This is a genomic window from Streptomyces sp. NPDC014733, assembly GCF_043083385.1.
Classification (GTDB): domain Bacteria; phylum Actinomycetota; class Actinomycetes; order Streptomycetales; family Streptomycetaceae; genus Streptomyces.
The window spans coordinates 446,812-467,001 of the sequence record NZ_JBIBYO010000002.1; the positions used below are offsets into that span (position 1 = coordinate 446,812).

Below are 20,190 nucleotides of genomic sequence, written 5' to 3' on the forward strand. Positions count from 1 at the left end.
GGACGGTGCGGAGTTCCGGGGCGGCCGGACCCGCCGGACCCGCCGGACCGGCCGCCCCGCCGTCTCACGCCTTCTTCAGCCGCGCGACGATCCCGTTGATGTCGTCCTGTGCCCGCGCGGGACGGACGAAGTGCCCGCCGGGCTCCTCGTGCGCCTCGTACCGGATCCCGGCGCCGTCCAGCGCGGCCCGGAACTCCCGCTGGCCGCGCAGGACCTCGACCTCGTTGAGGACGTCGAACGGGTCGACGGGGTTGGGGCTCGTCCCGGCGACCAGGAAGACCCGCTTGCCGCGGAAGCTGTCCAGGTGCTCCATCGGGTTGTCGGCGCTGACCTTCGCCTCGTCCCACAGCGGCGCGCCGTAGATGGTGCCGCCCGCCAGGTCCAGCGCGGCGGCGGAGATGTTCGCCCAGTTGGCGACGGCGCCCAGGTCGCGGCGGAGGCTCGGCGGGCCCGAGTGCGCACTGACCGACGCGAAGCGGTCCGGGTACTTCGTCGCGTACTTCAGCGCGCCGAAGCCACCCATCGAGAACCCGCCGACGGCCCGGCCGTCGTACTCCGCGTACGTCCGGAAGTTCGCCTCGACCCACGGCATCAGCTGGGCCATGTGGAACGTCTCCCAGTTGCGGGGCCCGGTGTGGGAGCTGACCGGGTTGGAGTACCACCCGGCGTGGCCGCCGTCGGGCATCACGACGATCAGCGGCTTCCCGGCGGTCAGACGGCGGATGTCGAGCCGGTCCCAGGTCATGAAGTCCTGGTCGGTGCCGCCGCCGTGGAAGAGGTAGAGGACCGGGTAGGTGCGCTCGCCGGTGTGGTAGTCGTCCGGCAGCAGGACGTTGACGGCGGGCTGCCAGGCGATGGCGTCGGTCGCGAAGCGGTAGTACCACATCCGGGCGTCGTGCTCGTCGCGCTCGACGATGCGCAGCCCGGCGCCGTCGCCCGGCGCCGCACCGGCGGGAGCCGCGGCCGCCAGGACCCCCGCCCCGCCGAGCGCCAGCGCGGCGGATACCCCGCCGACGGCCTTCAGTACGTTCCGTCGGCTCGTGCGGTGCTCGCTCAACATGACCTCCAGGTCGGAAGGGGGCACGGCCGGGGCGCGTGCCGCGGGATGCTCGGGTACGCCACCGCGGCCCGCCGCGCGGGCGGTACGCCCGGGGGAGCGGGGGAGTCCGGGGACGTGACCCGTGCGCCGGGACCCGGGAGCGCGCCGGGACGGAACCCGGCGCACCACAGCGGGCGCACGCCCCCTGCGTCGCGCCCGCTGCCCGCCATCGCCGTTCCCCCCAGGCCCCGTTGGTCCCCCGTGTCCCCCGCGTCCCCCGTGGCACCGGCGGTGACGCGCCCACCCTTGCGGCGGGTGCTGAAATGCCGATGAAATTCTGTTGAGGCGACAGGGGGACGGACGTGGACGGAGACTTCGGACCGGACGGGGACGTACGCCGGCGCATCGCGGTACTGGGGCCGGTTCGGGCCTGGCGCGACGGCACGCCGCTGGAGCTGGGGCCGGTACGGCGGCGGGCGGTACTGGCCGCCCTGGCGCTGCGGCCGGACACCCGCGTCAGCCATGAGCAACTGCTCGACGACGTCTGGGGCGACCGGCCACCACCCTCCGGCCGCCGGGTCCTGCCCAGCTACGTCTATCCGCTGCGCAAGGCCCTCGATCCGCCGGGCACCCCTCTCACGCACTCGGTGATCCGCAGCGACCGCGGCGGCTACCGCCTGTGCACCGCCGCCGTCCGCCTCGACACCACGGAGCTGGCCGCCCACACCGCCGCCGCCCACCGCGCCTGGAGGGCCGGCGACCCGGCCACCGCCGCCGACCGCTTCGGCCGCGCGCTGGCCCTCCTCGGCGACGAACCGCTGACCGGCCTCCCCGGCCCCTTCGCCCACGCCGAACGGCAACGCCTCGCCCGGCACCGCTCCACGCTCCTACGCGACCGGCTGGCCTGCCTGGTCGACCTCGACCGGTGCGTCGAAACCCTCGACGGCCTCGCCGCGCTCTGCGCCGCCGACCCCTACGACGAGGCGCTGGCCGCACTGCGGATGCGCGCCCTCCACGGCGCCGGACGGCAGGCCGCGGCGCTCGCCGTGCACCAGGAGATGCGCACCCGGCTCCGCGACGAACTCGGCATCGACCCCGGCGAGGAGCTGCGCCGCGTGCACCAGGCGGTGCTCCGCCGCGACGACGGACAACTGCGCGGCCCCCGCGCGCCCGGCGCCGCACCGCCCGTCCCGGCGCCACGCCCCCGCCGCGTCGTCGACGACCTGCCCGCCGGCCCCGCCCGCCTCATCGGCCGGCACGCCGCACACACCCTGCTCACCGAGGAGGTGCCGTCCGAGGGCGTCGCCGTCCTCGCCGTCGACGGCGTCGCGGGCGTCGGCAAGACCGCCTTCGTCCTGCACACCGCCCGGACCCTCCGCCACCGCCACCCCGACGGCTCCCTCTTCGTCGACCTGCGCACCCACAGCGCCGGTGCCCGCCCCCTCGCCCCGCAGCGGGCGCTGCGGCGGCTGCTGCGCGCGGTCGGCGCGTCCGGCAGCGAGGTCCCCGAGGACCTCGACGACCTGACCGCCGCCTGGCGCGCCGCGACCGGCGCCCTGCGGCTGCTCCTCGTCCTCGACGACGTACGCGACGCCGCGCAGATACGGCCGCTGCTGCCCGCCGGACCCGGCAGCACGGTCCTCGTGGCGGGCCGCCGGCGCCTCCCCGGGCTCGACGCCGACCGCCGCGTCACCCTCGAACCGCTGGACGGCGGCGACGGGCTGGCCCTCCTCCGCGACCTCGTCGGCGCCGACCGCGCCGACCGCGAACCGGCCGCCACCCGCCAACTGGTCCGCCTCTGCGACGGCCTCCCGCTCGCGCTGCGCATCGCCGGGGCCCGCCTCCAGACCCGCCCCGCCTGGACCCTCGCCTCCCTGGTGGAGCGGATGGCCGGCGACGAGCGGCGGCTGGGCGAACTCCGCGCCGGCGACCGCAGCGTGGAGGCCGCGTTCCGGCTCTCGTACGACCATCTCGCCCCCGAGCAGCGGCGCGGCTTCCGGGTGCTCGGGCTCGCCCCGACCGTCGAGTTCGACGTTCTGACCTCGGCGGCGATGCTGCACCGGCCGCCCCAGGAGACCGAACGGCTGCTGGAGAGCCTGGTCGACGCCAGCCTGCTCCACCAGCCGGGCCCCGGCCGCTACCGTCTGCACGACCTTGTCCGGGCACATGCCCGGCGCCTCGCGGCGGAGAGCCCCGGCGAGTCCGCCACGGCCCGCACCGCCGGGCTGCGGCTCTACCTCGACGCGGGCCGCCTCACCAGTGATTGGGGCCCCGACGGTTTCCCCACCGGGCCGCGGCCCGGCGACGCCCCGTTCACCGGCTGGCAGGACGCCGACGGCTGGCTGGACGCGGCGGGCGGCGAGCTCGCCGATGTCGTCACCCACGCCGTGGCGCTCGGCGAGACCGACCAGGCGTGCTGGATCGCCGAGGCGCTCAGCGACTACTTCGCCCGCCGGGGCCGCTACCACGAGTGCCGCGGCGCACTGCGCACCGCGCTCGCCCACGCCGACGCGTGCGGCGACCCGCGGATGCCCGGCGCGCTCCGCAACTGCCTGGGCATCACCGAGGTCTACCAGGGCCGCCACGAGCAGGGGCGCGCCTGGTTCACCGAGGTGCTGCAACGCGACGTCGTCCACCCGGACCTGTACGAACAGGCCCGGGCCCTCGGCGGGTTGGGCACCGTCGAACTCCAGGCGGGCCGCCCCGACCACGCCCTCGTCCACCTCACCGCCGCCCTGGCCGTCGCCCGCCGCCTGGGCGACAACTGGCTCAACGCCATGGGCCTGTGCGTTCTCGGCGCCCTCCACCACACCCGCCACCGCCACGCGCAGGCGCTCGCCTGCTACACCGCCGCCCTCACCCACGCCGAGGCCAACGGCCGCCCCCGCATGATCGGCAAGACCCTCGCCTCCACCGCCGACGTCCACCTGGACCTGGGCCACTTCGGCGAGGCCCGTGCGCTCTACCGGCACGCCGCCGACCTGGCACAACGCTCCGGCGATGTGCTGCTGCACGCGATCGTCCTGACCCGTATGGGCTCCGCCGAACACGGCGCCGGCAACCTCCCCGCCGCCACCGCCCTCCACCACCAGGCACTGGCCCGCCACCGCACCCTCTCCCCGCTCTCCGAACCCCACCGCGACCGCCTGGAGATGGACATCCGCTACCGCCTGGGCCGCACCTACTCCGCCGCCGGCCGCCTCGCCGAGGCCCGCGAACAGTTCCGCACCGTCCTCACCCTCCCCGGCGCCGACGCCCACCCCGGCCAACGCGCCCTGGCGCTGGAGGCGCTACGGGAGAGCGGGGCGGAGGGGCGGGGGGAGCTGCCGTGAGGGGGCCGTTCACGGCGCGCCGCCCGCCGTGAACGGCCGCGGAGAAAAACCGGTGGTGCGGGGGAGCGCCGGAGGGCTACGGTCGAGGCGTTGCGGACGACGCCGACGGGGCCTCGTCGCGCGTGAAGAGGGAGGTGCGACCGATGGCTGCCGTTGCGAGGGGCATCGCCCCGTTCCAGAAGCGCATACCGTCCACCTCCGTGGCCACCGGCTGACCCACGACCGGCGACAGACGCCGTCATCTCGCGCCCCGCGCCCGTACCCGGGCCGCAGCGCCCAGCCGTGGCCCGCACGAAGGGCCTGCTTTGTCTTCCCTCTCTTCCTCTTCGTCCCCTTCTTTCTCCTCCTTCTCCCCCTTCTCCCCCTCCTCCCCCTCCTCTTCCTCTCCTGCGGCTTCCGCGGACGCAGCCCCCTCCGTTGCCCCGGCCGGGCCGCACGTCCCGGACGTCTCGCCGACGCTCGCCGCGTACGGCTGGGACGACGGGTTCGCGGAGAGCTTCGCGCCCTACACCGCACAGGGCTTCACCCCCGGCCGTATCGTCCGCGTCGACCGGGGCCGGGTGGACGCCGTGGTACCGGACGGCGCCGGTGTGCGGACCGTGCTCGTGGACACCGCGCCGGTGGCGACCGGCGACCCCCTGCGGGTGCCGTGCACCGGCGACTGGGCTGTCATCGACCTGGAGAACGGCCGGGTCGGGCCGCAACTCGACGGCCTGGTACGCGCGTTGCTGCCGCGCCGTACCGCGTTCGTGCGCTCGGCGTCGTCGAAACGGTCGGACGGGCAGATCCTCGCCGCCAACGTCGATCACGCGGTGACCGCGGTGTCGCTCGCCGAACCCCTCGACCTGGACCGCGTCGAACGGTTCGTCTCCCTCGCCTGGGAGAGCGGCGCGCAGCCGCTGCTGGCGCTGACCAAGGCGGATCTCGTGGCGGACGGGGCGTGTCTGGCGCAGCTCGTCGCCGATGTCGAGGGCGCGGCGCCGGGCGTGCCGGTGCTGGCCGTCAGCGCCGAGGCGGGGGAGGGCGTGGCGGAGCTGTCGGCCGCGCTCACCGCCGGGACCGCGGTGCTGCTGGGCCGGTCCGGTGCCGGTAAGTCGACCCTCGCCAACGTCCTCGCCGGACGGCCCGTACAGCGGGTGCAGGCCATCCGCGACCGCGACGGCAAGGGCCGGCACACCACCACGACCCGCGATCTGCTGCCGCTGCCCGGCGGTGGCGTCCTGATCGACACCCCGGGGCTGCGGGGCGTCGGCCTGTACGACGCCGGGAGCGGACTCAGCCGGACGTTCGCGGACGTCGAGGAGCTGGCCGCGCGGTGCCGCTTCCCCGACTGCGCGCACGGCACGGAGCCGGACTGCGCGGTGCGCGACGCGGTCGAGGACGGCCGGCTGCCCGTCCGCCGCCTGGACAGTTACCGCAAGCTGCAACGGGAGAACCGCCGCATCGTGGCGAAGACCGACGTCCGTCTCCGGGCGGAGATGCGCCGCGAGTGGCGGCTGAAGCAGGCCGAGGGGCGCGAGAGGTCGGCGCGCAAGAGGGGGACCGGACGGCGGGGATAGCGACCCGGGCGGGGCGGGGCGGTCGCGCACGGTGCGGCCGTCCCGCCCCGGCGCCTGCCCCGGCACCCGCCCTGGCGCCCGTCCGGCGCCCGCCCCGTAGGGGAAATCCTCAGTGACGCCGGAGTAAGTCTCGATACCGCCGGGCAGCGCCGCCGCCCTACCGTCGAGACATCCGGGGCGCACCCGGAGCCCCCCAGGCCCGGCAGGAGGAACGGTGGCAGCGGAACCCACCCCACTGACCCCCGCACAGCGGCGCTTCCGCGAGGCGATGACGCATCTCTCCGCGGGGGTCAACATCGTCACCACGGACGGTCCCGGCGGCCGCGCCGGGATCACCGTGAGCGCGGTGTGCTCCGTCACGGACACGCCGCCCACCCTGCTCGTCTGCATCAACCGGTCGAGCCGCAGCCACGGCGTCTTCCGCGCCAACGCACACCTCTGCGTCAACGTGCTCGGCACGGAACACGAGGACGTCGCCCTGGCGTTCGCCGGGCGGGTACCGGCCGAGCAGCGTTTCACCGCGACCGGCGCGGTGTGGGACCACTCCCACGCCGCGCCGGTGCTGCGCGGCTCGGCCGTCTCGTTTCTCGGACGCGTCACCAAGACCGTGGGACGGGGTTCGCACACGGTGATATTCGTCGAGGTGGACCAGGTGTTCCCCGGGCCGGACGGCGAGGGCGGACTCGTCTACCACCGGCGCCGCTTCCACCCCGTGCCCGCCCCCTCCGCCGCCGCGGGAGACGGTCTTACGGAAAAGGCGACCGGGTGAAACATTGAGGGAGTTCTGCACCGCACCACCGCGGGGCTCCCGCCCCCGGCGCCGTACCGCCGCCGGGCCGGGGAGCCGGAGTTCCCGGTGGCCGGTGCGGTGTCCGCCCGAACCCAGCCGCCCGGAAGCGAGGAACGATGGCCGCGACTGCGCCCCACCGGAACACCGACGGGGAAGGGGCCGGTGCGGACGGCCCGGCCCCCGCCGACCTCGTCTATGTGCTGGACGACGACGAGCAGCTGTGCGTCTCCCTCGCCTGGCTCCTGGAGTCGGTGAACATCCGCACGGCGTGCTTCACCGACGCGGACGCCTTCCTGGCCGCCTTCGACCCCGAGCGCCCCGCCTGTCTCGTCCTCGACGTCCGGATGCCCGGCACCGGGGGCTTCCGGGTCCAGGAACTCCTCAACTCGCGGGAGTGCGTGCTGCCCATCGTGTTCGTGTCGGCCCACGGCGACATCACCATGTCCGTCCGCGCCCTCCAGCAGGGAGCGGTGGACTTCCTGGAGAAGCCGTACGACCCCCAGCGCATGCTCGACGTCGTCCAGGGAGCGCTGCGCACGGCGGGCGACCGCTATGCGCGCCGGGCCGCGCGCAAGGCGGTCGAGGCACGGCTCTGCCAGCTCAGCCCGCGCGAGGGCGAGATACTCCGGCGGGTCATCGCCGGTGAGCCCAGCAAGACGATCGCCAGGCGGCTCGGCATCAGCCTGAAGACGGTGGACACCCACCGGGCCAGGATCAGGCAGAAGACCTCGGCGGACACCCTCGGCTCGCTCATCGGCGACATGATGCGCTGCGGGCTCGACCAGACCACGGTGTGAGCCGTGGCGCCCCGACCCGGCCGGACGGCCCACCCCGGTGACGTATCCGCCTTCGCCGCCGACGACGTGGCGCGGCTGTTCACCGCCATCGACCACTGCGTACTGGTCCACGACGCCCGGACCAAGAACATCCTCTGGGCCAACCCGGCGGCCTGCGCCGCCCTCGGGTTCACCCTCGACGAACTGCTTCCGCTGAAGGCGCCCGACATGAGCTCCCGCGCCCGCCCCTACCGGCGGGAGACCGGGGTGGCCTGGCTCCAGCGCGCCGTCGACGAGGGCGTCAGCGTCATGGAGTGGTGCTACCGCGCGAAGACGGGGCACGAGATCTGGAGCGAGGCGCGCGCCGTGCGGGTGGATCTGGCGCGCGGGCCGGTCGTGATGGTGCAGTTCCGCGACATCGCGGAGGAGAAGGCCACCCGCTGGGACCTGAGCCGGACCGAGGGCCGCCTGCAGGCCTTTCTGCGCCATCTCGACGAGGGCATCGTCGTCCTCGACGACGGAGGACGGGTGCTGTTCGCCAGCGAATCCGCCGGAAAGCTCCTCGGCCGGCCCCCGGAATCCCTGGAGACATCCGCATTCGAGGCCCTTCTGGCGCCGGATTCGGCGGCCGTGCTCCGCGAGGTGCTCGCCACCGCGCACTCCGGCGGCCACCCCGCCGACACGCGCTACCGCCTGGCCGTCTCCGGTGCGCGGGACGGGGCGGACCGCTGGTTCGCGGTGCGCTGCCGGTATCTCGACATCCAGCACGATCTGCGGGGGCTGCTGCTCCTCTTCCACGACATCACGGCGACGGTGCGCGCGGAGGAGGAACACCGCCGCGCCGTGCAGCACCTCAACCATCTCGCCCGGTACAACGCCATGGGCGACATGGCCATGGCCATCGCGCACGAGGTCGGTCAGCCCATCGCCGCGGCGCACAACTTCGTGGCCGGGGTGCGCGGCCGCGTCGCCGCGGGAGCCGCCGGCGAGCAGATCGGCTGGGGACTGGAGGCCGCCACCCGCCAACTGGACCGCGCCGCACGGATCCTGCGGAGCCTCCGCGCCTACGTCGTCCGGCTCGAACAGTCGCAGCAACGCGCCGACCTCCACGACATCGTGGCCGACTGCGCCTACTTCATCGAGGTGCACGCCCGCCGGCACGCGGTGCCGTGGGAGTGGCACCGGACGGACGAACCGCTGCCGGTCCACTGCGAGAAGGTGCTGATCGGCCAGGTCGTGATGAACCTGGCGTTCAACGCCGTCGAGGAGATGGCCCGTTGGCCCGCCGAGCAGCGGACGGTGGAGGTCCGGACGGTGCGGCAAGGCGACTTCGCCGAGGTCCGGGTCGCGGACCTCGGCACCGGGCTGTCCGCTGCGCAGCGGGAGCGGATCTTCGACGGTGCGTTCAGCTCGAAGGGCCACGGGCACGGCATCGGACTGGCCCTGAGCCACCGCATCGTCACCCGGCACGGCGGCGAGATCGACGCCACCGGGAACACCCCGCACGGGACGGTCTTCCGCTTCCGGCTCCCGCTGGCAACGGAGCCCCCGTGACGCACACGACCGCCGGGGGACCGGCGGGCACGCCGTGTCCGGTCGCCCGGCGCGCCGCGTATTCCCGTAAGGGAAATCCCCGACGGCGCACCGCCGATTCCCGATTGAGGCGGGCACCGGCCGCACCTAGTTTGTGGGAGAGGCGATACGCAGACGTCGCCCGGCCGTTGACAGAGGATATTTCATGACGCACACGCCGGAAAATCTCACGTCAGCTGCCGCTCCGGGGGAGAAGACGAGCGGCGAGGAATTCGAGCGCGTCCTTGAACTGGTCGCGCGGCGGCGCGCCGAATTCGAGGAGAAACGGCACGTACCCCGGGACGTGATCGCCGAATTCAAGAAAGCCGGGATCTACCGCGCCGCCACCCCACAGCGGTTCGGCGGTGAACCGCTACCGCCGGGCCGGTTCCTCCGGATCATCGAGCGGATCTCCGCCGTCGACGCCTCCGCCGGCTGGGTGGCGAGCTTCGGCTCGTCCGTGGGGTATCTCGCCGCGCTTCCGCCTGACACCCAGGCCGAGCTGTACGCGAACGGCCCCGATGTCGTCTTCGCCGCCGGTCTCTTCCCCGTCCAGCCGGCCGAGCAGGTCGCCGGCGGCTACCGGCTCTCCGGACGCTGGAAGTTCGCCAGCGGCTGTCTGGGCGCGGACGTGCTGGGCGTGGGGATCACGGCGGGCCAGGACCGGGCGGGCCGTCCGCTGACCGCGCTGCTGCGGCCCGAGCAGGTCGAGATCGCCGAGAACTGGCAGGTCATCGGCATGCGGGGCACCGGCAGCCACGATCTGGTCGTCGACGGCGCCGTGGTCCCCGAGGAGTGGACGTTCGTCCGCGGCGGCCCGCCCACGATCGACGAGCCCCTCTTTCGCTATCCGACGGTCCCCTACGCCGCGCAGGTCCTGGCGGCGGTGGGCCTCGGAGTGGCCCGCGCCGCCCTCGACCAGGTGATCTCCGAGGGCGGACGGGCGAGCTACACGGGCGGACCGGTCGCCGCGGACCGCGCCTCGTACCGCATCTCCGTCGGACGGGCCGAGGCGCAACTGCGGTCGGTCCGCGCCTTCTTCCACGACATCACGGAGGAGGTGTGGCAGACCGTCGAGCGCGGCGACCCGGCCACCGAGCGGCAGACCGGTCTGCTGCGCCTCGCTGCGGCGCACGTCGCCAAGACGTCGTTCGAGGTGGTACGGGACGCCTACCACCTCGCGGGAATCCGTGCCATCGCCGACGCCAGCCCCATGCAGCGCTATCTGCGGGACGCCTCGGTGGTCCCGCAGCACGCCTTCCTCCAGGAGACCATGTACGACGGCGCGGGGGCCGTGCTCATGGGCGCCCGGCCCTTCCCCGGGTTCCTCTGAGCGCTCCGCCCCGCCCCTTGTCCCGCACCCATCGGAAAGGCACCACCATGTCCGCCACCCCCGACGCGCCCCTGCGCGTCCTCTTCTGTATCGGCGTCAACCAGAACTTCTTCGATCTGCCGACGGGGCAGCAGAAGCCCGTCTGGGACGGCACCGTGACCATGCTCAGGCAGCTGCACGAGATGCCGGGGGTCGAGGTGCTCGGCACGATGGACGACGACCAGCACATGGTCGGCCCGTCCGACTCCTGGCCGTGGACCTGCTACGTCCTCGCGGACGTCGCGGACCGGCGCACGGTCGCCGACGCCTGCAACCTCTTCCGCACCGTCCAGGTCGGTGAGTACGGACTGTGGCGCTACATGAAGATCGAGGCCCGCATCGGCCGTCCGCTGCCGGACGTGACGCGATGAGCCCCGGGACGGCGGGCGCGGACGCCCCCGCCCTGCAGGTGGCCCTGGTCACGGGCGCGGTGGGCGGACTCGGCAGCTGTATCGCGAGGCGGCTGCACGCCCGGGGCTTCCGGGTGGCGCTGACCGATCTGGACGCCGGCGCGGCTGCCGACGCGGCGAAGGAGCTGGACCCCACCGGCGGGAGCGCCGTCGGACTGGCCCTGGACGTACGCGACAAGGACGCCTTCGTCGCCGTGCGTGACCGGCTGACCGAGCGGTGGGGCGCCGTGCACGTCCTGGTGAACAACGCGGGGCACTCCAAGGTCGAGGATCTGATGGAGATCACCCCGGAGAGCTTCTCCGGGGTGGTCGACACCAACCTCAACGGCACGTTCTACGGCTGCCAGGTGTTCGGCCGGTACTTCGCGGAGCGCGGCTACGGACGCATCGTCAACATCGCCTCCCTCGCGGGACAGAACGGCGGCACGGCGACCGGAGCGCACTACGCCGCGGCGAAGGGCGGCGTCGCCACGCTCACCAAGGTCTTCGCCCGCGATCTGGCGCCCCGGGGCGTGACCGTCAACGCCATCTCGCCCGGCCCGCAGGACCTGCCCGTCGTCCGGCGTACCGTCGCCCCGGAGAAGCTGGCGCAGATCGAGGCCACGATTCCGGTGCGGCGGCTGGGACGCCCGGAGTTCATCGCGGACATGGCGGTCCTGCTGTCCTCGGAGCACGCGGACACGGTCACGGGCGCCTGCTGGGACGCCAACGGCGGCCTCTCCATGCGCTGACCCGCTCCTCCCGGGCCCCCGGGGCGCGGCATCGGTGCCCCGGGGGCTTCCGGGTGCGGCTCAGTCCTGCTCCGGCGGCGGGGCCGGCCGTTCGGGGAAGGCGGCGGCGGCGCGGAGTCCGGGTGCGCGCAGGCGGAGGAGTTCCTCGAATTCCCGTATGCGGCCCGCCTGGTACGCGGGCACGTCCCCGGGCGCGTAGTGGTAGAAGCCGGTGCCGTCCCGGAGCCCCCGCCGCCCGGCCGTCATGTTCTCCTCGACCACCGCGGGCGCCCGGAAGCGGTCGCCCAGTTCGGCGGTGAGGTAGCGCGACGCGTAGTACAGGATGTCCCCGCCGCCCCAGTCGATGAATTCGAGCGGGCCCAGCACGGAGAAGCGGGGGCCGAGCCCGGCGCGTACCGCCTGATCGATGTCGGCCGCGCTCGCGACGCCCTCCTCGACCATCCGCGCGGCCTCGTTCATCACGAGGGCCTGGAGCCGGGGGACGATGTACCCGGCGGTCGGCCCGCAGACGACCGGGACCTTGCCGATGTGCCGCAGCAGCGCGGTCAGCCGGGCCACCTGGCCGGGGTCGGTGCGCGCGCTGCGGCTGATCTCGACCAGCGGCATGAGGTCGGCGGGGTTGAGCCAGTGGGCGTTGACCACGCGGCTGCCGTCGCCGACCAGTTCGGCGAGGTCCGTGACGAGGAACGTCGAGGTGGTGGACGCGATGACCGCCGTACCGGCCACGGCGGCGTCCACCCAGGACAGCACGGACCGTTTGATCTCCAGGACCTCGGGCACCGCCTCGAAGACCACGTCCGCCCCGGCGAGCGGGGCCGCGGCCGCAGCCCGGCCGCACACGGTGAGCCGGGGTGTCCGCCCGGACCCGTGCGCGGGCTGACCGTTCCGGGCTGCCAGGCGGTCCAGGACCTTCCGCTCGGCGGCCTTCCGGTAGGGCGCCCGGTCCTCGTCCGTCTCCTTGACGTCCGCCAGCGTCACGTCCCGCCCCGCGGCCAGGAAGGCGAGGGCGATGCCCTGCCCCATACGGCCCGCGCCGACGATGACCACGCGGAGGTGCTCCGTGTCCGTCACAGTGAGAACCCTTCGTACAGCAGCTTCTTGAGTGCGGGGCGGGTCAGTCCGGCGAGATCCAGCGACTCCAGCGTGCGGCCCCGGGCGTACAGATCGGTACCGGTGACGGCCGAGGCGATGCTCAACAGGCCCTGCGCGAGGGGCGTGCGGCACCCCGCCCACCTCCCCACGGAGACCAGGAACGACAGCCCGAGGCCGGTGTCCTCCCGCAGGTAGCGGTGGCGGAGCAGATCGACCGGCTCCCGCCAGTCGCCGCTGTCGACGAGCCTTCCGTGGGCCGCGCGCCCGTACATCCACTCCTCGCCCGCCGTCGCGTAGTGGTCGGCGAGCGGGAAGTGCGGGGCGCGGTACGCCAACGCCTCGCGCACCGCGATCCGTTCGGCGTCCAGGGCGTCGGTCACCCGCCGGATCGACGGTTGGGTGCCCTCGTGGTGGATGTCCCAGGACGCGGAGTGCTCCAGGGGGCCGGCGTTCATGAGGATCAGCGGCGGATGGATCACCGGCCCCGCGTTCATGAGCGCACCGCTCAGGCCGTCCTCGACCGGTTCGACCGCCGGGTACGCCTCGCGCAGCACCCGGAACGCGGCGCCGGCCGACCGGGCGGGGAAGACGCCGGTGGGCAGCCGGGTGGCGTACGCGCTGACCACCACCTCGTCCGGACCGTGGGTGCGGGCGAGGTAGGGCAGCGTGCCGGTCTCGGCGAACGCGACCTCCGCCCGGTTCCCGGCACCGGCCAGGGCCTTCGCGAACAGGAAGGTGCCGAAGGTGCCGGGCGGCAGCAGTACCACCTGCCCGTCGCCGAGCAGCGGCGCCAGGCGGGGCGCCAGTTCCTCGTGCGCGGTCGCCGGCAGCGGGACGACGACGAGCCGGGCGCCGTGCACCGCCTCGGCGAGGTCCGCCACGGGCCGGATCGCCCCGGCCCGGGCCGGGGCGCCCACCGGAATCCGCCGCGGACCCCGGTGGTCCCGGAGCCCGAGGGTGCCCCGCTCGCCGAGGGCGGCCAGGGCCGGGGCGTCCCGTCGCCACCAGCGCACGGTGTGGCCGTCGTCCGCGAGCGCGGCGGCCGTGGCGAAGGCTCCGTGGCCGCCGCCGAGAATGGTGAGGTCCATGGAGGGTGCCGTTCCCTTCGGTGGGGTGGACCGGGCTCAGCCGACCGCGCCGTCCGGAACCGTGTCCCGCGGTTCCCGGGCGGTCAGCCGCTCCTGACGGGCCATGCTGTGGCGGAAGGGCGCACAGCCGAGCCACAGCAGGCCGATGCTGAGGACGGCGGCGATGCCGTACACGAGCGACAGTGAGGTACCGATACGCGCCTCGGAGCCGAGGACCTCGTCCGTGACCAGGGCGACCAGCGTGGTGCCGCCGCCCACCGCGCTCAGGCTCAACACCAGCAGGAAGAGCGCCGACACCTGGGCGCGCACCTGGTTCGGACTGAGCACCTGCATGGCGGCGGTCGACGCGGGCATCGCGAACGAGCCGAAGAACATGGTGACCGCGAGCAGCGCCAGGGACAGCCACACCGGCCTGACGTGCGGGAAGAGGATGACCGGGAGCGTCATGCCGACGGCGCCGATCACTCCGGCCCGCATCGACCCGTCCGGGTGGCCGCAGTGGGTGAGCCGGTCGACGAGCCAGCCGCCGAAGAGCACCCCGGCGCCGTTGGCCACCAGCACGACACCGCCCAGCGCGTACCCCACCTCGGTCGGGTTCATCCCGAACGTACGGATGTAGAAGGCCGGCGCCCACGACATGAGGCCGAGGAGCACCATCCCGTAGAGGGAGAAGCCCACGACGTGGTACGAGAACGTCTTCGCATGGCTGCGGAGGAAGGCGAACGCCTCGCGCAGCGCCACCTTCCGCACGGCCCCCGAGGCGTCCCGGGCCAGCCCGTGCCGGGCCGGGTCGCGGACGGTCAGGAAGAACAGCAGCGCCAGCAGCAGTCCGGGCAGACCGAGGATGAAGAAGGTCAACTGCCAGGCGTGGACGTCACCGACCAGCGGCAGCGACAGCGTGTCGACGTCCTTGACCAGGCCGATGACGTACCCGCCGATGAAGAAGGCGGCGCTGCCCCCGAGGAACGAGCCCAGCGCGTAGACGCCGAGGGCACGGCCCAGCCGGTCCTTGGGGAACATGTCGCTGAACATCGAGTAGGCGGAGGGCGTCAGCGCCGCCTCCCCGACCCCGACGCCGACCCGGGCCAGGAACATCTGCGCGAAGCTCTTGCTGAGACCGGAGAGCGTGGTGGCCAGGCTCCACAGGGCGATGCCGACGGAGATGATCACGGGGCGGGAGCGGCGGTCCGCCAGCGTGGCGATGGGCAGCCCCATCACCCCGTACAGGATCGAGAACGCGAGCCCGCTCAACAGGCTGAACTGGGTGTCCGTCAGGCTGAGATCGCGCTTTATGGGCTCGATCATCAGGGACAGCGCCTGGCGGTCGACGAACGACAGCACGTACGCGGCCGTGCAGAGGGCCACGACATAGGTCCGGTACCGCGTGGACCTGGGGTTCTCCGGTGTCAGTTGCTCGGTCATGAACGGCGCCTCATCGAGTGACGGTGGTGCCCGGAATGCGGTGGAGCCCGGAAGGAGCGAGGGCCCATACCGTAACCGTGGTCCCGATGCCCGGCCACCGGGCGAACTCCGGTGCCCTGCCGGGTACTTACCGCACCGGAGCCGGGGAATGCCGGCCGGGCGGCTGCGCCTCCCCCGGCCCGCGCGCTCTCCGGGGCGGCCGCCGCCCCACCCGGCGGTACCCGCACCCCACGTCCGATTTCCGCCGGTCCGAGGCCGGGGCGCGGCGCACACTGGGACCTGTGAGGGATGACGAGACCAGGTACGAGGCGGTGTCGAGCCGGGATGCGCGGTTCGACGGGGAGTTCTTCTTCGCCGTGACGACGACCGGCATCTACTGCCGGCCGAGCTGTCCCGCGGTCACCCCGAAACGCGCCCACGTCCGGTTCTTCCCGTCGGCCGCCGCCGCGCAGGCGGGCGGCTTCCGGGCCTGCCGCCGCTGCCGCCCGGACGCCGCCCCGGGCTCCGCCGAGTGGAACGTCCGGGCCGACCTGGTCGGCCGGGCCATGCGGTTCATCGGCGACGGTGTCGTCGACCGGGAGGGCGTCGCCGGACTCGCCCGCCGCCTCGGATACAGCACCCGCCAGGTGCAGCGGCAACTCACCGCCGAGCTGGGCGCGGGCCCGGTGGCGCTGGCCCGGGCGCGCCGCGCGCACACCGCGCGGGTGCTGCTCCAGACCACCGAGCTGCCCGTCACGGAGCTGGCGTTCGCCGCCGGGTTCGCCAGCATCCGGCAGTTCAACGACACGATGCGGGAGATCTACGCCGGCACCCCGCGCGAACTGCGCGCCGCCGCGCCGCGCGGCCCGGCCCGCTCCGGCACCCGGCGCGCGGCGGACGGCCCCGCGCCCCACGGGATACCGCTGCGCCTGGCCCACCGCGGCCCGTACGCCGCCACCGCGCTCTTCGACTTCCTCGCGGCCGACGCCGTGCCCGGGATCGAGGAGACGGTCGGCCCGCGCGGCCGCCGTACCTACCGGCGCACCCTGCGGCTCAGCTACGGCACCGCCATCGCCGAGGTCGACGAGGCCCCCGGCGGCGCGGCCCGGCGCCCGCGCGCGGGCGAGCCGCAGCGGGCCCCGGCTGGCGGCTGGCTGGAGTGCCGGCTGCGGCTGACCGACCCGCGCGACCTGGCCACCGCCGTCCAGCGGCTGCGGCGCCTCTTCGACCTGGACGCCGACCCGTACGCCGTCGCCGAGCGGCTGGGCGGCGATCCGCTGCTCGGCCCGCTCGTCGCCGCCCGCCCGGGGCTGCGGTCACCGGGCGCGGCCGACCCCGAGGAACTGGCCGTACGGACCGTGCTCGGCGGGCCCCCGGAGCGCGCCGCGGAGCTGGTCGCCGCCCACGGCGAGCCGCTGGACGCCACCGACGGCGGCCTCACCCATGTGTTCCCGGCACCCGGCGCCCTCCTCTCCGCCGAGGTCCCGGCCCCGGTACGGGCGCTGTGCGCGGCGCTCACCGACACCACCCTCGACCTGGGGGCCGGCGCCGACCGCGCCGAGGCCGCACGGGTCCTGCGGACGCTGCCCGGTGTCGGCGCCCACGCCGTCGGCCACCTCCGGATGCGGGCCCTGGGCGACCCCGACGCGGGCCCGGACGGCGCGCCCGAGGCATGGCGGCCGTGGCGCGCCTACGCCCTGCACCACCTGTGGAACGCGGGGCTGGTCACGCCCGGCGCCTTCGCCCTGCCGGCGCTCGCCGCCCGGTGACCGCCGGGCCCGCGCCTCACCCCGCGAGCACCGCACCCGCCCACGCCCCCACCACCAGCAGACACGCGAACAGCTCCACCAGCACGCTCAGCCCGACCGCCCGCATCGCCGTACGGGTGGCGGCCCAGGCGTCGCCGTGGCTGCCGAGCCGGACCCGTTCCAGCAGGTAGTGCGTGCCGAGGGCGCAGAGCGGGGCGCCGATCACGGGAATCACGAAGAACCCGACGATCCCGGCGGCACCGGAGAGGAACAGCACGCGGTACGGGGTCCCCGCCACCCGCAGATTGCGCGTCGGCAGCAGGAACTTCACCGCCTGCTGGAGCAGGAGCAGCGCGGTGGCGGCGATCAGTACCGCCCATGCCACCGACGTCTGCTCCGTCATGGCCCACCACAGCACGCCCGCCCAGACGATCGGCGTCCCGGGGACGCCGGGCACCAGCACCCCGAACAGCCCGAGCAGCAGCACCAGCCCGACGGCGAACAGCTGCCACCCGCTCACGGGGCGCCCCCGCCGGTCCGGTCGGCCGCTTCCGCCACGGCGCTCCCCCGTTCCGGCACGCTGCGCACGCTCATGGCCCAAGCCTGCCGGACGTGACCCGAACGCGCTCCCCGGGCCGGTCCCACCGGACGCCGGGCCCACACCGTGGTACGCGCCCACCGCGCCGCCCCGCGACCCGGCCGGGGCGGGCCCGGTGGCCGGGTGGGCCGTCCGGCGGAACGTCCGGGCGAACACATCTTCGCGCCCTGTTTCCCCGCCGCCGGCGCGTGGACAATACGGCGCATGAACCAGCAGGGCGCACCATGCCGCGGGCCGGAGGACGACTGGTGGCGGCAGCTTTACGGCGACATCCGTCCGGACCGGGACCATCCGGGCCACGGCCCCGCCACCCCGGGGCGGCTCCTCCCCGCACCGGCCGACACCGGCCCGTCCGGCGCCACCGACACCTTGGACGAACGGGTCGCATCGGCGCTCCGCGCGCTGCATGCGCCACCGGGGGCGCCGGACGGCCTGAGCGGCCCGGGCGGCCCGAGCGGACCGAGCGCCCTGGGTGCCCCGGGCGGCCCGAGCGGCCAGGGGGTCCCGGGCGCCCTGACCGGTCCCGCGGGGCCGACGGTGCCGGGCCCGGCGGCGGGGCCCCCGGCCCCTGCCGCGGCGTTCCCGCGTCCCCCTTACCCCTCCGTGACGCCCCCGGACGCGCCCGTCTCCCCTCCTGATTCCTCTGCGACGGACCGGGAGCTGCCCCCGGCCCGGGGAGCCGCGAGCGCCACGGTTCCGTCGCCCGCCGTCCCGGTGTCTCCGGACCCGGTACCTCCGCTCCCGGTCGAGCCGGCGGCCGACGTGTCCCGCCCCGCCCCGCTGCCGGCTGTCGGGCTGCTCCCGCCCGGGCTGCTGCCGCCGGAGGAACTGCCGGTCGGCCTCTCCGCCGCCGACGCGCCGCCGTGGCCGTTCCGCTCCGGGACCCTGCCGCCCGGATTGCTGCCCCCGGAGGAGCTGCCGTCCGCCCGCCCCGACGCGGGCGTTCGTACACCCCCCGGACCACGGCCGCTCCCCGACGAGCGGCCACCGACGGCTGCGGCAGCGACCCCGGCGGCACCGTCGCAGGAGGGACCGCCGCCCGTTGCTCCGGCGCCCCCGGAGCCGACGGACCCGGAGCCCGCGCCCCGCCCCGAGGCGCAGCCGGACGCCGAGGACGCACCGGGTGGCTGGGGCGCGCCGGAGGCCGTGGCGGGACCGGCGCCCGAGAGCGGGCCGGAGGCCGAGAGCGGACCGGCGCCCGAGAGCGGGCCGGAGGCCGAGTCGGCCACCGCGGCTGCGGAGACCTTGCTGCCGGAGGAGACGCCGCCGTCACGCACGGAGCGCGAGCCGTCGCGCACGGAGCCCGCACCGTCGGCCGACGCGCCGAAGCCGGAGGCGGAAGCGCCGCCCCTCGCGGGTGAGCGGGAGCCCGTCGCGGCGGGTGAGCGGGAGCCCGTCGCGGCGGGTGAGTTGGAGCCCACCGAGGTCCCGGCCGACCTCGCCGACCTGGCCGACCCTGCCCACCCGGCCGTACGGGACGCCGCGCCCGAGCTTCCCGACTCCCTCGACGCCGTACCGGACCTCGGGTCCGAACCGGCCGCCGGAGCCGCCCCGGAGTCCCGGTCCGAACCGGCCGACGACGCTGCCGTACCGGCCCCCGCCGCTGCACCGGACGCTGCCGTCGCCCCGGTCACGGCCGTCGCCCCGGTCACCGGAGCGGCCCCGGATCCTCAGCCCGAGCCGGTCGCCGGAGCCTCCCCGGAGCCCCGGTCCGAACCGGCCGCCGAAGCCGCACGGCCCCCCGAAGCCGAATCGGCCCCCGCCCCCGCCCCCGAAAGCACCCCCGGACCCCCGCCGGACCCGGGGACCGCGCCCGCGCCACCCCTCTCCTTCATCGGTGACCGTCCGCCCACCTACGCCGCCGAGCCCGTCGCCCTGCCCGTCGCCGATCCCGCGGCGCTGGGGGAGTTGGTGCCCGACACGGTGCTGGACGGGGCGCAGTACGGCTCGCTCACGTTGCGGGCCGTGTCGCAGCGGGGCGACTCGGCGCGCTACCGGGGGGCGCCGCGCCGGGACGCGCTGCTGCTGGCGCGGTTCGGGAGCGGTGCGCAGACCCTGATCCTGGCGGCCGTCGCGTCCGGGCCCGCCGTCGGGGACCCGCGGGCGGCGCACGACGCCTGTGCCTGGATCGGCGGGGCCGTGGCGCGCAGCGGCACCCGATTGGCGGAGGACCTGCGCACGGACCACCGCAGCGCCCTGCGCTCCGGGCTCCAGCGGCTCGCCGACCGTGGCTACGGCAAGCTGCGGGAGCGCACCGCGGGGCCCGGCGGGGTGCCGGCGGCACCGGCCGCGGTGCGCTGTCTGCTGCTGCCCGCCGATCCGGCGTGCCGGACGCGGGTCTTCTTCGGTGTCGGCGAGGGCGGCTTCCTGCGGCTGCGGGACGGGGTCTGGGAAGACCTCGAACCGCCGGCCGGCGGCCCGGGGGCGGAGGCGGACGGCTCCCCGCGCCCCGCGCCGTTCCTCTTCACGACCGTCACCGGGCACCGCGGTGACGCCCTGCTGCTGTGCAGCGCCGGGCTCGCCGAACCGCTCGCCGACGAACCCGCCCTCGCCGACCGCCTCGCCGCCGACTTCTCCGGCCCGCAGCCGCCCGGCCTGACCTCCTTCCTCTCCTCCGCCCAGGTCCGGGTCAAGGGCCACGCCCGCGACCGCACGGCCGTCGGGGTGTGGGACACGTAGCGC

15 protein-coding genes are annotated in these 20,190 nt (G+C 75.1%); 10 read left to right on the plus strand and 5 right to left on the minus strand.

What is annotated here, in order from left to right; genetic code table 11:
* Positions 1-64 precede the first annotated feature (64 nt).
* On the minus strand, positions 65-1,060 hold the full coding sequence (locus ACF1BH_RS06720; protein WP_391641321.1) for an alpha/beta hydrolase: 996 nt from the start codon (positions 1,058-1,060) through the stop codon (positions 65-67).
* A gap of 341 nt (positions 1,061-1,401) precedes the next feature.
* Between ACF1BH_RS06720 and ACF1BH_RS06725 the strand changes: the two genes are divergently transcribed.
* The 8 genes from ACF1BH_RS06725 to ACF1BH_RS06760 all read left to right on the plus strand — a co-directional run bounded on the left by ACF1BH_RS06725 (position 1,402) and on the right by ACF1BH_RS06760 (position 11,581).
* The gene (locus tag ACF1BH_RS06725) at positions 1,402-4,371 is read left to right on the plus strand and encodes a BTAD domain-containing putative transcriptional regulator (RefSeq protein WP_391641322.1); all 2,970 of its coding nucleotides are present in this window, start codon (positions 1,402-1,404) and stop codon (positions 4,369-4,371) included.
* Positions 4,372-4,676: 305 nt separating this feature from the next.
* The gene (rsgA, locus tag ACF1BH_RS06730; RefSeq protein WP_391641323.1) at positions 4,677-5,930 is read left to right on the plus strand and encodes a ribosome small subunit-dependent GTPase A; all 1,254 of its coding nucleotides are present in this window, start codon (positions 4,677-4,679) and stop codon (positions 5,928-5,930) included.
* Positions 5,931-6,144: 214 nt separating this feature from the next.
* Complete coding sequence (locus ACF1BH_RS06735; protein ID WP_391641324.1) at positions 6,145-6,699, plus strand: flavin reductase; 555 nt, start codon at positions 6,145-6,147, stop codon at positions 6,697-6,699.
* A gap of 137 nt (positions 6,700-6,836) precedes the next feature.
* A complete protein-coding gene (locus ACF1BH_RS06740; protein WP_391641325.1) occupies positions 6,837-7,517 on the plus strand; it encodes a response regulator transcription factor in 681 nt (226 codons plus the stop codon).
* 3 nt (positions 7,518-7,520) lie between these two features.
* Positions 7,521-9,050, plus strand: coding sequence for a PAS domain S-box protein (locus ACF1BH_RS06745; RefSeq protein WP_391641326.1), 1,530 nt, complete (start codon positions 7,521-7,523; stop codon positions 9,048-9,050).
* A 184-nt stretch (positions 9,051-9,234) separates the two neighbouring features.
* Positions 9,235-10,401, plus strand: coding sequence for an acyl-CoA dehydrogenase family protein (locus ACF1BH_RS06750; protein WP_391641327.1), 1,167 nt, complete (start codon positions 9,235-9,237; stop codon positions 10,399-10,401).
* A gap of 47 nt (positions 10,402-10,448) precedes the next feature.
* Positions 10,449-10,811, plus strand: a complete 363-nt coding sequence (locus ACF1BH_RS06755; protein WP_391641328.1) for a hypothetical protein — start codon at positions 10,449-10,451, stop codon at positions 10,809-10,811.
* Positions 10,808-11,581, plus strand: coding sequence for an SDR family NAD(P)-dependent oxidoreductase (locus tag ACF1BH_RS06760; RefSeq protein ID WP_391641329.1), 774 nt, complete (start codon positions 10,808-10,810; stop codon positions 11,579-11,581). Before ACF1BH_RS06755 ends, ACF1BH_RS06760 begins: the two co-directional genes overlap by 4 nt.
* Before the next feature lie 60 nt (positions 11,582-11,641).
* Here the strand turns inward: ACF1BH_RS06760 and ACF1BH_RS06765 are convergent, their stop codons facing one another.
* The 3 genes from ACF1BH_RS06765 to ACF1BH_RS06775 are packed head-to-tail and all read right to left on the minus strand — an operon-like array spanning position 11,642 to position 15,183.
* On the minus strand, positions 11,642-12,652 hold the full coding sequence (locus ACF1BH_RS06765; RefSeq protein ID WP_391641330.1) for a 3-hydroxybutyryl-CoA dehydrogenase: 1,011 nt from the start codon (positions 12,650-12,652) through the stop codon (positions 11,642-11,644).
* Entirely contained in the window at positions 12,649-13,761 is a 1,113-nt protein-coding gene (locus tag ACF1BH_RS06770; RefSeq protein WP_391641331.1) for an NAD/NADP octopine/nopaline dehydrogenase family protein, read from the minus strand. Before ACF1BH_RS06770 ends, ACF1BH_RS06765 begins: the two co-directional genes overlap by 4 nt.
* A 36-nt stretch (positions 13,762-13,797) precedes the next feature.
* Positions 13,798-15,183: an MFS transporter gene (locus ACF1BH_RS06775; protein ID WP_391641332.1), complete on the minus strand. Its 1,386-nt coding sequence runs from the start codon at positions 15,181-15,183 to the stop codon at positions 13,798-13,800.
* 281 nt (positions 15,184-15,464) lie between these two features.
* On the opposite strand from ACF1BH_RS06775, the gene ACF1BH_RS06780 reads away from it, so the two are divergent.
* The gene (locus ACF1BH_RS06780) at positions 15,465-16,931 is read left to right on the plus strand and encodes a DNA-3-methyladenine glycosylase 2 family protein (RefSeq protein ID WP_391641333.1); all 1,467 of its coding nucleotides are present in this window, start codon (positions 15,465-15,467) and stop codon (positions 16,929-16,931) included.
* Between the two features lie 16 nt (positions 16,932-16,947).
* Here ACF1BH_RS06780 and ACF1BH_RS06785 read toward each other — a convergent pair whose 3' ends face one another.
* Positions 16,948-17,430: a DUF456 domain-containing protein gene (locus ACF1BH_RS06785; RefSeq protein ID WP_391641334.1), complete on the minus strand. Its 483-nt coding sequence runs from the start codon at positions 17,428-17,430 to the stop codon at positions 16,948-16,950.
* Positions 17,431-18,270: 840 nt separating this feature from the next.
* On the opposite strand from ACF1BH_RS06785, the gene ACF1BH_RS06790 reads away from it, so the two are divergent.
* The gene (locus ACF1BH_RS06790; RefSeq protein WP_391641335.1) at positions 18,271-20,187 is read left to right on the plus strand and encodes a protein phosphatase 2C domain-containing protein; all 1,917 of its coding nucleotides are present in this window, start codon (positions 18,271-18,273) and stop codon (positions 20,185-20,187) included.
* The last annotated feature ends 3 nt before the right edge of the window (positions 20,188-20,190 follow it).